The organism is Francisella marina, assembly GCF_008369785.1.
In the GTDB taxonomy this organism is placed as follows: domain Bacteria; phylum Pseudomonadota; class Gammaproteobacteria; order Francisellales; family Francisellaceae; genus Francisella; species Francisella salimarina.
Genome location: NZ_CP043552.1, coordinates 1567465 through 1583663, shown reverse-complemented (window position 1 = coordinate 1583663; position 16199 = coordinate 1567465). Strand labels below are relative to the sequence as shown.

Genomic DNA, 16199 nt, shown 5'->3' with positions numbered 1-16199 from the left:
ATAGCTAGCTTATTGATGATAAACCTTAGTATTATTTAACTAGTGACTAATAGTACTTTCTAAAGAACTTTGTTAAAATTATCAGCATTAATTTTTTCTATAAACTTATATATTTAGGCATTATAAATGACTCAAGAAATGAATAAAAACTATAATTCAAAAGAAATAGAACAGTCTAATTATCAAAATTGGGAAGCTTCAGGTAAGTTTGCATGCGGTAATACTGACTCAAAAGATACTTATACAATCATGCTACCACCACCAAATGTAACAGGTACTTTGCATATGGGACATGGTTTCCAGATGTCATTGATGGATATTTTAATCCGTTATAATCGTATGTCTGGCAAAGATACACTTTGGCAACCAGGTACCGATCATGCAGGTATCGCTACGCAAATGGTAGTTGAAAGACAGCTTAACGCTCAAGGTATCTCAAGACATGATTTAGGGCGTGAGAATTTTGTAAGCAAAATTTGGGAATGGAAAGAGCTATCAGGTGGCACTATCACATCACAGATGCGTAGAATAGGGGCTTCTCCAGATTGGGATCGTGAGAGATTTACAATGGATGATGGTTTATCTGATGCGGTTAAGAAGTGCTTTATCAAATTATACGAAGATGGCTTAGCATACCGTGGCGAGAGATTAGTAAACTGGGACCCTAAATTAAAGACAGCTGTTTCAGATCTTGAGGTGGCTCAAGTAGATAAGCAAGGCTCACTTTGGCATTTTGTATATCCAGTAGCTGATAGTGACGAGAAGATTATAATCGCAACAACTCGTCCAGAGACAATGCTTGGTGATATGGCTGTTGCAGTTCATCCAGAAGATGAAAGATACACCCATTTAGTAGGTAAGATGATTAATCTACCACTTACAGACAGACAGATTCCGATTATTGCTGATGATTATGTTGAGAAGGATTTTGGTACTGGCTGTGTTAAGATCACTCCTGCCCATGACTTTAACGACTATGAAATGGGTAAAAGACATGATTTACCTATGATGAATATCTTAACTGATGATGCGACATTAAATACAAATGTACCGACAAAGTATCAAGGTCTAGATAGATTTGCAGCACGTAAGCAAATAGTTGCTGATATGGATGCAGCAGGTTTATTGGATAAAATAGAGCCGCATGCACTAAAAGTGCCAACTGGCGATAGAACAGGAGAAATTCTTGAGCCATATCTAACTAAACAATGGTTTGTTAAAGCTGATGTGCTAGCAAAACCAGCTATAGAAGCAGTTGAAAAGGGTGATGTAAGATTTGTACCAGATAATTGGAAAAATACTTATTTTGCGTGGATGAGAGATATTCAAGATTGGTGTGTATCACGCCAACTTTGGTGGGGTCATAGAATCCCAGCTTGGTATGATGAAGCAGGCAATGCTTATGTCGGCGAAAATGAGGCAGATGTTAGAGTTAAATATAATTTGGCTGAAGATGTGGCTATCAAGCAAGATGAAGATGTATTTGATACTTGGTTCTCATCAGCATTATGGCCATTTAGTACATTAGGTTGGCCTGAGAAAACTCCTGAGTTAGCAAAATACTATCCAACAAGCGTACTTGTAACTGGTTTTGATATTATCTTCTTCTGGGTGGCTAGAATGATGATGTTTGGCATGTATTTTATGAATGATGTGCCATTTAGAGATATTTATATCACGGGACTTATCCGCGATAGCGAAGGACAGAAAATGTCAAAATCTAAAGGTAATGTTTTAGATCCTGTGGATTTGATAGATGGTATTTCATTAGATGAGCTTCTGAAAAAGAGAACTACTGGTCTAATGCAACCACAGATGAAAGCTAAAATTGAAAAGGCAACTAAAAAAGAATTCCCTGAAGGTATTAGTGCGTATGGTGCCGATGCGGTTAGATTTACTTATGCTGCATTGGCTTCTACATCGCGTGATATTAGCTTTGATACTGCGAGAGTTGAGGGGTATCGTAACTTCTGTAATAAGCTTTGGAATGCTTCAAGATTTGTAATGATGAATCTTGATGATTATAAGGTTTGTGATAACTATGAGTTAGGTGTGGCTGATAAGTGGATTTGGAGTGTGCTAAATACTGCTACTGCTGATGTACATAGACATCTTGCTAACTATCGTTTTGATTTAGTAGCAAACACTATTTATGATCTTGTATGGAATAACTATTGTGACTGGTATGTTGAGTTTGCTAAGGTTGCTTTAAAAGATGAATCTTTATCTGAGAAGCAAAAAAATGGTGTTAAATATGCTCTTACTAAAGTTTTAGAAAATATCCTTGCTTTAGCGCATCCACTTATACCATTTATCACTGAGAGTATTTATCAGCAGTTAAAAGCACACTTAAATGATGCTAAAGATACAATTATGGATGTATCTTATCCTGTAGCTACTCAGTATTTAGAAGCTCCAGAAGCTGAAAAAGCTATCGTATGGTTACAAAATGTTGTTACAACTCTACGTAATATGCGTAGTGAAGTCGGTATCAAGCCATCTTTAGAGATTTCTCTAATAGTCAAAGATGTTGCTGCTAAGGACAGAGAATACTTAGCTCAAACAGAAGGTTTTATCAAAGCGTTAGCTAGAATAAATAATATTGAGTTTAATGATAATCCGCCAACATCTTTATCACAAATTGTCGAAGGGCTTGAGTTAAATATTCCATTAGCAGGTTTGGTTGATATCGAAGCTGAAAAAGCAAGATTAGATAAAGAACTAGACAAGCTAAAAGGCGAGGTTGCAAGGGTTGAGAAGAAGCTTTCTAATGAAAGATTTGTATCGAATGCTCCAGAGGCTGTAGTTGCTGCAGAGCAAGAAAAGTTAGCTAAGTATCTAGAGTTATATGCTAAGACCTTAGAGAAGAAGCAAGCATTAGCATAGCTACTCATAAATCACCTTATTTCTACCATTTTCTGAATAAAATTAATTTATATAGAATTCTGATTAGCATTTATATTAGCCGCTAGAGATTTTTTGATTATAGTTTTCAGAAGCTTCTTATGTTTGTGATTAGGATTCTTTCTTAGGCAGTCTAACGCATATTGTTGCAATATAACCAGAGGTAGAGTTATATCATCTCTCATTTTGATAGATCTTTCTTTGACAGGATTTGCATGCAAGAAGTTTTCATCTTTTTCAGTTACAGCTAACAGATATTTTTTAGCTAATTGATGTTCATCGAACAATTGTTGCCAAAAGGCGCTGTATTTAGGATCTTTACTTATATGCTTTGTAATATTGAAATTTGTTTGAGCAATACTTTGTAGAGCATTATCAAATATTCCTTTGATTATAAGTGAGCGTTTATATATTTTTTGTAGTGCGGTTAGATTGTTGTTATCTTTTGTCACTACGGTACTTATAGCTGTTCCTAAGCCATAAAATGCTAAGATACTCTGTCTCATTTGAGTCCAAGCAGCACCATAAGGTATAGCTCGAAGGTCATCTAGTTTAAATTTATCGCTAGAGTTTCTTTTAGCGGGGCGAGATCCGACATTCATTTCACTAATATATTTCAAAGGAGTGATTTCGGTAATATAGTCAATAAATTGCGGATGATTTTTTAGATTTATATAAGTATCGAAAGATAGTTTTCCTAGCTCATTTATAAGAGAAGTCTCTGTAGGATTAAGTCTATGTGCATTGTGTAAGTTCAGTTTGCCATATAAGCCAGATGTCAAAATTTGCTCAAGATTATATTGAGCACTATTGGTATTACCAAATTTTGAAGAGATACTTTGTCCTTGGATAGTTATCTGTACATCGTGGTTTGAGACAACATTAGATAGTCCTTTGTAGAATAGAAACATATCTCCACCTCCACGTGAAGGAGGGCCACCACGGCCATCAAAAAATATTGGTTTGATACCTTTTGAGCTAAGATATTTGCTTAGAGCTCTCTTTGCCTCAAGGATAGACCAGTTAGCCATGAAATAACCACCATCTTTGGTACCATCAGAGAACCCAAGCATAATAGTTTGAGTATTTTGCCATGCTTTGAGATTGTCTGTGTAGAGCTGTGTTTTGAGTAGTTCATCAATGATTTCTGTCGAATTTTTGAGGTCCTCCATAGTCTCAAATAAAGGCACTACTTCAATTTTTATTTTACTATTAGTATCTATATCTTTGTTAAAAAGTTTAAATATTGTCAAAACCTCTAAGATACTTACAGTAGAGTCAGCATTACTTATGATATATCTTTGAATAGCATCGTAACCACTGTGTTGCTGAATATATTGTATTACTTCAATAGTCTCTAGAAGTTCTCTAGCTTGGTCGCTGTTGATTTCTAGTTTTTTAAAAGATTTTTGTTTAGCAAGTTCGACAAGGTGTTTGACTTTCTCAGACTCGTTGAGTGCTTGATAGTCAAGGTTATAGTTCTCGCTAAAAAGTTCATTAAAAAACTGATTATGTATTTTGGCATTTTGACGAATATCCAATTTAGCAAAATGAAAGCCAAAAATTTTGACTTTTAAGATAAGATTATCGAGTTTATCAACAAATAAAGAGTCATATTCACTATCTACGACATTTTTTACTTTGACTAAATCATCCAAGAATGTTTGTGAGTTGGAATATTTATTAGTTTTTAGTCTTTTGCGTATTTTTGTAAGCTCTTCATGGACATTTTCAAAAGTAAGTTTTTTGATTAATCTCTTTAGATCTTTATTGTAGCTATTTAATATATTTGTTCTTAAGTGTTTAGAAACTTTTTTGGTAACACTTGCTGTCACAAAAGGGTTGCCATCACGATCTCCACCTGGCCAAAATCCAATTTCAATATTAGTACTATCGTTAGTTAGTTTATGTTGGATTTTTGGAATCACATTATAAAAAATATTATTTAAATACCATATTATCGAAACAGCCTCATCTTCAGGTGTTGGTTTAGCTTTATTGCTGAATTTAGTTTTTCCCATTTGTAGGAAAATATCCTGAATTTTATTTATATCATTGTCGATAATCGCCTTTTTTAGATCATGGATAATCGGCAGTACTAATTTTGCATAAAACTGTGTAGGATGAGCTGTGAGTACAAGTCTTGTTTTGTACTCTTGTAAGGCTCTACTTAGAGCATTTTGCTTATCGTGTCGTTCGACTCTTCTAGCTAGCCTTGTGATACTATACTCACCATTTAAATCATGTGTTTTGGCATAAGCAGCTTCTTCAAGAGCATCTATCAAGACTGTTTGTCGTTCAATATAGCGTATGAATTTGACAAAGATTTGAAGCTTTTGCTCTTCTGACATTTCAGGATATAGATTTTCAATAGTCTCTATTGGGTCTTTAGCATTTTCAATGAGATCTTTACAGATATTAGCAAATGTAGCTAGCATTGCATTCGCATTGTGTTCTTTATCAAGAGGAGTACTCAAAAAAAGACCATTTAGCATCTTATACTTAAGCTCAACTTCAGATTTATAGCTCTCTACTAGTTCATTTTGGATCGAATAAAATGACATTGGCAACTCCTCAAATTTATAAAAACATATAAATAAACATTTAAAACTATTTGGTATGCAGAGTATATATTTATACGCTTATTTTAGTAATTTTCTATAATTATTGCTTTAGTTTTGAGCTAATGAATAAGAGCTTATTAAATAACTGTCTTGAAACCATCAAATTTCTAGTTTAATCTTAAAACAATTTTATTTGCATGATATTTTAAATTGGGAATTTGTAGGTATGAAAAAATCTTTTGTGTTGCTTGACTATATTTTGAAAAACTTGTTTACAGCAATATTTTGGTTTGTTGCTGGTCTTTTTGTTGGTTATTTAGCAGTAAGCTTTGCAGCATCAGAACATGTTTATAGTGTTCTAAAGTCTTATGGTTTTGTTTGGATGTCAATATATGGAGCTATTAAGATTTCGGGAGTGCTTAGTATTATTTTTGCTATTGTTTTTGCTGTATTTGATGAAAATAAAAAGTTTTTGATAATACCGATGATAGTTACCGTCGCTGTTTTATATTTTATTCAATATTTTTTGACTCATTTCATATTTCACTGTCTAGCATAAGATTATGTTGAATCAACTTGCTGAAAATATCTGGGTTGTAGATGGTGGAGCCGTTCCTTTCTTTGGTCTTCCGTATACGACAAGAATGACGATTATAAGGCTTGAGAATAATGATTTATTTATTCACTCACCAATTAAACCAAATAATGAGCTAATGCAAGAAGTATCAAAGCTTGGTAATATTAAGTATCTAATCTCCCCAAATAAAATTCATCATCTATTTTTACAAGATTGGATAGAGCTTTATCCTAATGCCGAGGTATATGCTTCACCAGATCTTAGAGAAAAAAGAAAAGATATTAATTTTACTGCTGATCTAAAAGATCTTCCTGAAGCTCAGTGGCAGAATGAAATTGATCAGCTAATATTTAAAGGTAGTAGGGTAATGCAAGAGGTTGTGTTCTTTCACAAGCCATCTAAGACTTTGATACTTACAGATCTTATAGAGAATTTTGATGAGAACTACTTTACAGGATTTAAAGGCTTGATAGCTAAGTTATCAGGTATAGTTGCTCCAAACGGTAAAACTCCTATAGATTGGCGAATGTCATTCTTTTTTGGTAAAAAACAGGCTAGAGAGTGTTTTGAGAGAATCTTGGCTTGGCAACCTGAGAGAATAATTATTGCTCATGGTAAAAATATTGAAACAAATGCTGTAGACTTTCTTAAAAAATCATTTAAATGGCTAGGGAAGTAAATTAATGATTTATGCAGCAGCTTTTGTCGCTATCAAAGATAATAAAATTCTTTTGACTAGAACTAGAGATAATACTATTTGGTATCAAGCAGGTGGTAAAATTGAGCAAAATGAAACACCTATCCAAACTATTGTACGTGAGCTAAAAGAAGAGTTAAGTCTGGAGCTTACAACAGATGATATGCGCTATTTGGGGAACATAACTACGGATAATCATGATAGAACTACAACGGTATCTTTAGAGTGTTTTACAGCTGATATTAATCAAGAAATTAAGCCGTGTGCTGAAATTTCTGCAATCAAATGGTTTGACTTTGATGATACTGAGTTCGTTGCACCAGCTGTATTAGAGGTTATTACGAAATACAAAAGTGGTGAATGGCAGATATAGATATTTTAGGTATTCTTTTAGACTTTAAATCATAATTTTTTCAAATACGTATTTAAATGATTAAATAAACTCATAAGCTAGTATAAACTTGTTTCAAATTGCTAATGAATTATCAAAAAATATGCAAAGAAAAGAGCTATTAAATGCAGTTAAGAGAATAGTTGTAAAAGTTGGGACTAGTACTCTAACTCATCAAACAGGCTTACTAAATATTTATCGAATAGAAAAGCTAATTAGACAGTTATCAGACCTTCATAATCAAGGCTATGAAGTAATACTTGTAACATCAGGAGCTGTTGGTGCGGGTATGGGTAAGTTAGGGCTGCAACAAAAGCCAAAAACTCTACCAGAGAAGCAAGCTGTAGCTGCAGTAGGGCAAGTGGCTTTGACTCATTTATATCAAAAGCTTTTCTCTGAATATGGTAAGAATATTGCTCAGTTGCTTCTGACAAAAGATGATGTTGCTAATAGAGAAAGATACCTAAATGCACGAAATGCTTTTTCAGCTTTATTGGCAAAGGGAGTTATCCCAATCGTTAATGAAAATGATGCGGTAGTAGTTGATGAGATTAAGGTTGGTGATAATGATACTTTATCGGCATTAGTTGCGAATTTAATAGATGCTGATTTATTGATTATTCTCTCGGATATTGATGGCCTGTATACAGCAAATCCACGTATAGATAGCTCAGCAAAACTTTTAAATATTATCCCAGAAATTTCAGATGATATTCGAGCTATGGCTGGTGACGTGGGTTCTAAATTTGGTACAGGAGGCATGGCTACTAAGATTAAGGCGGCTGAGATTGCTGTGGCTGGTGGTGTTAATATGGTTATCGCCAGCGGAGAAGATCCTAAAATTCTTTTGGAGATAGTGTTAGGTCATGATATCGGGACATTATTTACAAAAAATAACAAAAAAGAAATTACAGCTAAAAAGCATTGGATAACTTATAGTAGCCACAAGCGAGGACAAATTATAATCGATAGAGGAGCTGTTACGGCGCTAAAACAAAACAAGAGCCTTTTACCATGTGGAATTATTTCAATTAATGGAGATTTTCAAAAGGGCGCTACGGTTGTTGTTTGTAGTGAAGATACTCAAGAAATAGCTACTGGATTGGTTAATTATTCATCACAGGATTTAGCAAAAATCAAAGGACATAAAAGTTATGATATTGCTAATATTTTAGGGCATTGTGATTATAATGAAGTTGTCCATGTTGATAATATGTTTTTAAAGGAGAGTTAGATGAGCTTGTCTATCGTAGAAATGGGTAAAAATGCTAAGCAAGCTGCAAAAGAGTTAGCTCAAGCAAATACAGAGTTTAAGAATAATGTGTTACATCAGTTAGAAAAATCATTGTTAGACAATGCTGAGTATATTTTGCAACAGAATCAAAAAGATCTAGATAATGCTAAAAAAAATAATTTATCAAAAGCATTCATTGATAGATTAACACTAACTCCGGCACGAATAGAATCTATGGCTCAAGGGGTTAGACAAATTGCTGATTTTGCAGATCCTATAGGCAAGGTTGAGAAAGGCTTTAAGCACCTTAAAGGAATGACAATCTCTCAAGTTAGAGTGCCATTAGGTGTAATCGCAATGATTTTTGAATCACGCCCAAATGTAACTATAGATGCTGGAGCATTAGCATTAAAATCAGGTAATGCTATTATCCTTAGAGGTGGTTCTGATGCTTTGCATACAAATATTGCTTTGAAAAATATTTTCCAAGAGGTATGTGAAAAGCATGGGTTATCAAAAAATATAGTACAGTTAGTCGAGGATGTTGCTAGAGAGCGTGTAACAGAGTTAGTAACACTAGATAAATATATTGATGTGATAGTTCCAAGAGGTGGCAAAAGTCTTAAAAAGGCTATCCAACAGAAGGCTACTATTCCAATGATAGAAACAGGGGCGGGGATTTGTCACACTTATATTGATGAGTTCGCCGATTTAGATAAAGCTATAAAGATAGTTATAAACGCAAAAACCCAGCGCCCTGGAGTTTGCAATGCCTTAGAAACTCTTTTAGTTCATCAAAATATAGCGGAGAAATTCTTACCTAAGTTAGAAATAGAGCTTGCTAAATACAACGTTGAACTAAGAGCCAATAATGAGAGTTTAAAATATCTAGAAAATGCTACACTAGCGACTACAGAAGATTGGGATACTGAATATTTAGATTTAGTACTTTCTATCAAAACAGTGGCAAATATTAATGAAGCTATAGAGCATATTAATACCCATGGTAGTATGCATTCAGAGTGTATAGTTACTGAAAATTATACAAATACAGAGATTTTCTTAAATGAAGTAGATGCCGCAGCTGTATATGCCAATGCTTCAACTAGATTTACAGATGGTTCTGAATTTGGTTTTGGCGGCGAGATTGGTATTAGTACGCAGAAGCTTCATGCTAGAGGACCAATGGGTATCAATGAACTTACAACTCTAAAATATATTATTAGAGGAAATGGGCAGGTTAGGGGATAGTCTTATTTTACTAGTATAGATTTATCTACATTATTGATATCTGTGAAACCACAAAATGCCATAGTTTTATCTATTTCTTGATGGAAAATTTCAAGTACTCTGTAAGCACCTTGTTTGCCATAAGCACCAAGACCGTAAACCATTGGTCTACCAATTAGTCCAGCTTTAGCTCCGAGAGCTTTTGCTTTGAGTAAATCTTGACCGCTACGAATACCACTATCAATTAGAACTTCAAGCTTTGGATCTACAGCATCAACTATCTCTTCAAGCATAGATATGCTAGAAGGCGCTCCATCTAATTGGCGACCGCCATGATTTGAGACTACTATTGCATCAGCACCAGTATTTTGCGCCATAATAGCATCCTGTGTATCCATAATCCCTTTGATAATCATAGGGCCATTCCATTGTTTTTGTACCCACTCGACATCATGCCAATTTAGGCTTAAATCAAATTGTTCATTTGTCCATTTACCAAGAGATGCAAAACCACCTTTATTTTCAGCGTGATTTGCAATATTACCAAAGGTTCTATTTTTGGTTTTTAACATATTCAAGCACCAGTATGTTTTAGTACTTAGGTTAATTAGATTTTTAAGAGTAGGTTTTGGAGGTACTGTTAAGCCATTTTTTATATCGGCATGGCGGTTACCTAGCATTTGTAGGTCAGCAGTTAGTACTAGGGCACTACAACCAGCATGCTTTGCACTTGCTATAAGATTTGCCATAAACTTTCTATCTTTCATCATATACAACTGAAACCAAAAAGGTTTGGTTGTATGCTTAGCTACTTCTTCTGTAGAGCAGATAGACATTGTCGATAGTGTAAAAGGAATACCAAATTCTTCAGCTGCTTTGGCAGCATGAATCTCGCCATCTGCATGTTGCATTCCTAGTAGACCAACTGGAGCAAATGCTAAAGGCATGCTGTATTCTTGTCCAAGAATTTTGGTTTTTAACGATCGATGTTGGATATCTGTTAGCACTTTTTGCCTAAAAAAGTATTTATCAAAATCTTTTTGATTATGCTCTAGAGTTTTTTGTTGCCATGAGCCTGATTCACAGTAATCAACAAACATTTTAGGAACTCTACGATGATAAATTTTACGCATATCATCAAGAGATGTGATTTTTAGTAGATTTTTTTTCATAAAAGCTTTCTCAACTATAATGATATTTTTATCAAAATCGTAGTGTTAATGTAATAAGCTAAATTTCTGTAAATATTTTATCTTCAGGTAGTCTAGATTTTGGTAATTTAGCATTAAAATCTTCTTCTGAAGCATAACCAACAGTTACAACCACGGATGTTTTATAACCTTTTTCTCTTAGGTTAAATTCTTCGTCTATTATATTAGCTTCGATACCTTCCATTGGTGTAGCATCTATTTTCAGTGCGGATAATCCTAATAGAATATTACCAAGGGCAATATAAAGCTGCTTTTCTGTCCAAATCTGTAATTCTTGTGGTTTGTCTTTGTATGCTAGAGCAAATTTTTTGCGTATATCTCTTTGCATATTTTCAAAATCTGAAGTAGGGAATCTACCATCTTTACGCTCTTGATCAAGAAGTAGCTGTAGATATTTATCATCGATATCAGTTTTTAGGCAAAATACTATAGCCAAAGCACAGTCTTTAATATTTGTTACATTTTTTGGGTGTATATTTTCAGCAGCTTTTGAAATTTTGGCTTTTGCCTCATCAGATGTTGCTAGGATAAAATGCCATGGCTGTGAGTTTACACTTGACGGTGTGAATCTTAGCAAGTCTTTTATTTGTTGGACTTGTTCAGAGTTTAACTTTTTTGTTGGATCATAAGCTTTTGTAGTGTAGCGAGTTTTGGCATATTCGACGATATTCATAATTAAAAAGTAAAATTTTATCAAAAGATTAACTCAGTATATTTGATTCAAAAATATACAACAATGTTTTTTGAGTTATAGACTCATCTTAAAGTTATTTAGCAATTAACCCTTACAGGACATTTCCAATTAAAATTTTCTGGTAACTTCGCTATTATTTTTGGGAAATCTTTTTTTAGAAATATTATTAGTGAAATTGATCTTAAAGTTTTTATATACATCAGTAACATAAATATTGAGATCATAGTTTCATAGAAATATCTCATTATTTTTATACTGCCTTTTATTTCAAAGTTTAGATAGATGATTTTATCAAAGACTATTAACACTAAAAATGCTAATAGTGTTAAAAGTATAAATGTAATAAAACTAGTAATTACTTTCCTTAGGATTTTTAAACTTGGAGTAATATAAAAAGTATTGTTTTTATTATCAAAAATAACAGCTTTTAGTTTGTTTAATTTTTTTATTTCTTGAAAAGAAAGATACTCAGTAAGTTTATTTAGTAAGTAAATATCTCTAAATCTCGGTGGAGCTATTGCAAATTCACGCTTGAGAAAGTTTTTATGATCTATCTTAAATTGTAAATACAAAGCTGCTCTAGCGATAGGGTCTGTAGTAGAGTTTATTTTCTCTATTATTTCAGCCATATCTTTTATCTTATGATGACTAAAGACATTTACTTTCTCAGTTTCACCAAATAAAAAATTAAGTGCATAATAGAGTATTGCTACAGGGATAACTAATAGTAACTTGTAGTTAGGATCAATCAAAAATTCAAATAATTCCATGGTAACTGATATCCATAATTAGCTTATAAGCAATATTTAATATTCTTTAGTTACTAAATTCAATAGTGATCTATTATGCTATTTGTTAAGTTTGTTTTTAGTGTTATTGATGTTATCTTAGATTTATCAAGATGTTCACTGTGGGTGATGGCTTTGTATAGAATAGAAACTGATAGTATGGGGGAAGTCAAAGTTGATGACAGATATTATTGGGGTGCTCAAACTCAGCGATCTATAGAGCATTTCTCTATAGGTAAGGATTTGATGCCTATAGAAGTTATCAAGGCTTTAGCCATTATCAAAAAAGCAACGGCAATTACCAATAATGAGCTAGGTATTTTGCCTACAAATAAGCGAGATATCATTGTTACAGTTTCTGATGAAATAATTTCCGGCCAGCTTGATAATCATTTTCCACTACATGTTTGGATGACCGGTAGTGGTACGCAGTCAAATATGAATGTCAATGAGGTTATTTCAAACAGAGCGATTGAGCTACTAGGTGGCAAAAAGGGTAGTAAATCTCCTATTCATCCAAATGATGATGTCAACATGTCACAATCATCAAATGATGCCTTTCCAAGTGCGATGTATATTGCTACGGCTTTTGAGATAAATAAACAATTATTACCAGCTCTCGAATACATGTATGAGGATCTAAAAAGAAAGAGCAATGACTGGCAAACTATCGCTAAGATTGGCAGAACTCATATGCAAGATGCTGTGCCGCTAACTCTCGGACAGGAGTTTTCAGGCTATGCGGCGCTACTTGAGAAAAATATTCAAAGAATCAAAGAATCTTTAAAAGATGTATATGAGTTAGCCCCGGGAGGAACAGCTGTTGGGACTGGCTTAAGTGCACCTAATGGCTTTGCTGAAATTGTAGCGAAACATATCGCTTCTATTACTGGGTTACCATTTGTTACAGCCACAAATAAATTCGAGGTGCAAGGTTCACATGACGCTTTAGTTGCGATTATGGGTCAGCTCAAAACTTTAGCAAATTCACTATTTAAGATTGCTAATGACATTCGCTTATTAAGCTGTGGCCCTAGAGCAGGGTTTCATGAGTTGTTAATCCCTGAGAATGAGCCTGGATCATCAATTATGCCAGGAAAGGTTAATCCTACACAATGTGAAGCTATGGCAATGGTTGCTGCTCAAGTAATGGGTTATGATGTTGCTGTTGGTATCGGTGGTTCTGCAGGATATCTTGAAATGAATGTCTATAAGCCCTTGATTATTTTTAATATTATTCAATCGATTAAGATTATTTCAGAAAGTTGTGTGAACTTTACAAAATATCTTTTGGAAGGTATGACGCCAAATCATGACAAAATAGATTTTTATCTCAAAAACTCATTGATGCTTGTTACAGCTCTTAGTCCAGTGATAGGCTATGATAAAGCTTCTAAAATGGCGCATTATGCAGATAGTAACAACTTATCGTTAGCTGAGGCAAATAAAGCTCTTGGTTTTTTGTCTGAAGAAGAGTTTAATAAAGTAGTTGATCCATACAAAATGACAAAAGGTGGTATTATATAATCGATAACTATTTCCAAAAACAGTATCCTAATTCGATCTGCTAACTCTTGCAAGAAACCTATTTCTAGTTTAATCTTTAAGCAATTTTATATTCAAGGTACTTATTATATGATCACAACAAGATTTGCACCAAGTCCAACAGGTTTTTTACATGTTGGCGGGGTGCGTACAGCACTTTTCAGTTGGCTTTATGCTAAGAATAAAAAAGGTAATTTTATCTTAAGAATCGAAGACACTGATTTAGAAAGGTCTACTCAGGAAGCGGTGGATGCAATTTTAGATGGTATGAGCTGGCTTGGTCTAAAAAATGATGAAGAGATCTATTATCAAACGAAAAGATTTGATAGATATCATGAAGTTATTAAGCAATTAATAGCAGAGGGTAAAGCATATTATTGTAACTGTTCTAAAGAAAGATTAGATGAGTTAAGAGAGCATCAGCAGGCAAATAATCTTAAAACTGGTTATGATGGTAAATGTCGTGATGCAAGCTATGTGCCAAAAGAGGGCGATAGTTTTGTAGTTAGATTCAAAAATCCTACTGATGGAGTTGTAAGCTGGGATGATGCTGTAAAGGGTAGGATTTCAATTGCTAATCAAGAGCTTGATGACATGATTATCCAAAGAGCAGATGGTTCACCTACTTATAATTTTTGTGTGGTTGTTGATGATATGGATATGGGTATTACACATATTATTCGTGGAGATGATCATGTTAATAATACTCCTAAACAAATCAACATATATAAAGCCTTAAATGTTAATGTCCCAGTATTTGCTCATGTACCGATGATTCTTGGTCCGGATGGGGCAAAGTTGTCTAAGCGACATGGTGCGGTCAATGTTATGCAGTACCGTGAAGATGGTTATTTACCTCAGGCTATACTTAATTATTTAGTTAGACTTGGGTGGTCGCATGGGGATCAAGAGATTTTTTCTATAGATGAGATGATAGAATCCTTTAATTTGGAGCACATCAGCGCATCGCCATCACGTTTTGATTTTGAGAAACTTAAGTGGTTAAACAAACACTATATTAAAGAATCTAACTTTGAAGATATCAGAGATGAAGTTGAATATCATTTTGTCAAAGCTGGTTTAGATATCACTAACGGCCCTAAGCTTCAAGATCTAGTAGCTGTTATGGCAGAAAAAGTTGACACTCTAGTGGAGCTTACAGAAAAATCAAGCTACTTTTATAGTGATGATATTACCTATGATGAAAAAGCTGTTAAAAAGCATATTAAAGCGACAACAGGTGATATATTTATTAAGCTTATAGAAAATTTTGAAGCTTTGGAAACTCAGCAATGGCAAGATCCAGATACTTTGCATAACGTAGTTGCATCAACAGCAGAGCAGTGTGAAGTTGGTATGGGTAAAGTTGGTATGCCATTACGTATTGCTGTTACAGGATCGGGGCAATCACCTGATATTGGTATTACTCTTAAGCTTTTGGGTAAAGAAAAAGTATTGTCCAGACTGCAAAAAGCAATCAAAGAGCTTTGTAATTCATAAAAAAGCAAAAATATTAACAAAATGACTTGACTAAGTTATGAAAGTCATTATAATACACATCATATCGCTGAAGACAGTGATTAAAAGTCTTAAGTCCCGTTCGTCTAGAGGCCTAGGACACCGCCCTTTCACGGCGGCAACAGGGGTTCGAATCCCCTACGGGATGCCAAATTTAAAAAGCCACCTTGAGTGGCTTTTTTTATGCCATTGAAGAGTGCTCTCTCTATCCGTTTTTATAGAAGCTTTATTGAGTTGGTTGAGGAGCTATCTCTGTTTGTGTGGGTAGAGCAGTAGTATATGGCTCCATACTTTCAGTTATTACACTGTTTGGCGATACTCTGCAGTGTTTGCCAATAGTTATATTACCTAAGATTTTAGCGCCGGCTCCAATTATTACTTCATCTTCAACTGTTGGATGACGTTTTGTGTATTTCAGCTTTGGATTTCCAGATGAACCAAGAGTTACACCATGGTATAGTGATACATAATTTCCAACTATTGCTGTTTCACCAATTACAATACCCATACCATGATCAATGAAACAATATGAGCCGATAGTTGCCCCAGGATGTATTTCGATTCCTGTCAGGAATCTAGATATATGAGATAAGAGTCTACCTAAAAATTTTAATTTACAACGCCATAGTAGATTTGCGGGTCTGTGAAGTAATATTGCATGTAATCGAGGGTAAGCAAATATCGTTTCAAGAATGCTTGGAGCAGCAGGATCTTGATCTCGATAGTGCTGTATTAGTTTAATCATGGCGCCTCTAAGTGTTGTTGTGGTTTTATTATACTATTATAAAATCGATGTTTTAGCCATCCAAATAGGGTAGAATATCAATTGTTATTTGTATAGAGTAT

General features: G+C 34.2%; 13 protein-coding genes and 1 tRNA gene. 9 read left to right on the top strand and 5 right to left on the bottom strand.

The genetic code is table 11. The annotated features are described in order from the left end of the window. The first annotated feature begins 126 nt into the window (after positions 1-126). Positions 127-2886 carry a valine--tRNA ligase gene (locus tag F0R75_RS07860; RefSeq protein WP_149369128.1) on the top strand — a complete coding sequence of 920 codons (2760 nt, stop codon included), beginning with the start codon at positions 127-129 and terminating at the stop codon, positions 2884-2886. Between the two features lie 47 nt (positions 2887-2933). Here the strand turns inward: F0R75_RS07860 and F0R75_RS07855 are convergent, their stop codons facing one another. After that, positions 2934-5468 (bottom strand): phosphoenolpyruvate carboxylase, encoded by a 2535-nt coding sequence (locus tag F0R75_RS07855; RefSeq protein ID WP_149369129.1) that lies wholly within the window; start codon positions 5466-5468, stop codon positions 2934-2936. A 226-nt stretch (positions 5469-5694) separates the two neighbouring features. Here F0R75_RS07855 and F0R75_RS07850 point away from each other — a divergent pair, with 226 nt between their 5' ends. The 5 genes from F0R75_RS07850 (at position 5695) to F0R75_RS07830 (ending at position 9618) form a co-directional block, all read left to right on the top strand. Next, a complete protein-coding gene (locus F0R75_RS07850) occupies positions 5695-6027 on the top strand; it encodes a hypothetical protein (protein ID WP_149369130.1) in 333 nt (110 codons plus the stop codon). A 4-nt stretch (positions 6028-6031) separates the two neighbouring features. Continuing rightward, positions 6032-6724 (top strand): DUF4336 domain-containing protein, encoded by a 693-nt coding sequence (locus F0R75_RS07845; RefSeq protein WP_149377272.1) that lies wholly within the window; start codon positions 6032-6034, stop codon positions 6722-6724. Between the two features lie 4 nt (positions 6725-6728). After that, on the top strand, positions 6729-7115 hold the full coding sequence (locus F0R75_RS07840) for an NUDIX hydrolase (RefSeq protein ID WP_146421709.1): 387 nt from the start codon (positions 6729-6731) through the stop codon (positions 7113-7115). A 121-nt stretch (positions 7116-7236) separates the two neighbouring features. Continuing rightward, positions 7237-8367, top strand: coding sequence for a glutamate 5-kinase (proB, locus tag F0R75_RS07835; RefSeq protein WP_149369132.1), 1131 nt, complete (start codon positions 7237-7239; stop codon positions 8365-8367). Then, positions 8368-9618 (top strand): glutamate-5-semialdehyde dehydrogenase, encoded by a 1251-nt coding sequence (locus F0R75_RS07830; protein ID WP_149377271.1) that lies wholly within the window; start codon positions 8368-8370, stop codon positions 9616-9618. It begins immediately after the preceding gene. Between the two features lie 2 nt (positions 9619-9620). Here F0R75_RS07830 and F0R75_RS07825 read toward each other — a convergent pair whose 3' ends face one another. From F0R75_RS07825 to F0R75_RS07815, 3 genes are all read right to left on the bottom strand, one after another. Then, positions 9621-10769 (bottom strand): alpha-hydroxy acid oxidase, encoded by a 1149-nt coding sequence (locus F0R75_RS07825; RefSeq protein ID WP_149369134.1) that lies wholly within the window; start codon positions 10767-10769, stop codon positions 9621-9623. Positions 10770-10827: 58 nt separating this feature from the next. Next, on the bottom strand, positions 10828-11481 hold the full coding sequence (gene nfsB, locus F0R75_RS07820) for an oxygen-insensitive NAD(P)H nitroreductase (RefSeq protein ID WP_149369135.1): 654 nt from the start codon (positions 11479-11481) through the stop codon (positions 10828-10830). A gap of 98 nt (positions 11482-11579) precedes the next feature. Beyond that, positions 11580-12272 (bottom strand): hypothetical protein, encoded by a 693-nt coding sequence (locus tag F0R75_RS07815; RefSeq protein WP_149369136.1) that lies wholly within the window; start codon positions 12270-12272, stop codon positions 11580-11582. Positions 12273-12425: 153 nt separating this feature from the next. Between F0R75_RS07815 and fumC the strand changes: the two genes are divergently transcribed. The 3 genes from fumC to F0R75_RS07800 all read left to right on the top strand — a co-directional run bounded on the left by fumC (position 12426) and on the right by F0R75_RS07800 (position 15504). After that, positions 12426-13817 (top strand): class II fumarate hydratase, encoded by a 1392-nt coding sequence (gene fumC, locus F0R75_RS07810; protein ID WP_149377300.1) that lies wholly within the window; start codon positions 12426-12428, stop codon positions 13815-13817. Between the two features lie 108 nt (positions 13818-13925). Beyond that, a complete protein-coding gene (gene gltX, locus F0R75_RS07805; RefSeq protein ID WP_149369137.1) occupies positions 13926-15335 on the top strand; it encodes a glutamate--tRNA ligase in 1410 nt (469 codons plus the stop codon). Between the two features lie 93 nt (positions 15336-15428). Then, a tRNA-Glu gene (locus F0R75_RS07800) sits at positions 15429-15504 on the top strand. Positions 15505-15579: 75 nt separating this feature from the next. Here F0R75_RS07800 and epsC read toward each other — a convergent pair. Next, positions 15580-16098 (bottom strand): serine O-acetyltransferase EpsC, encoded by a 519-nt coding sequence (gene epsC / locus F0R75_RS07795; RefSeq protein ID WP_149377270.1) that lies wholly within the window; start codon positions 16096-16098, stop codon positions 15580-15582. Positions 16099-16199: the final 101 nt, after the last annotated feature.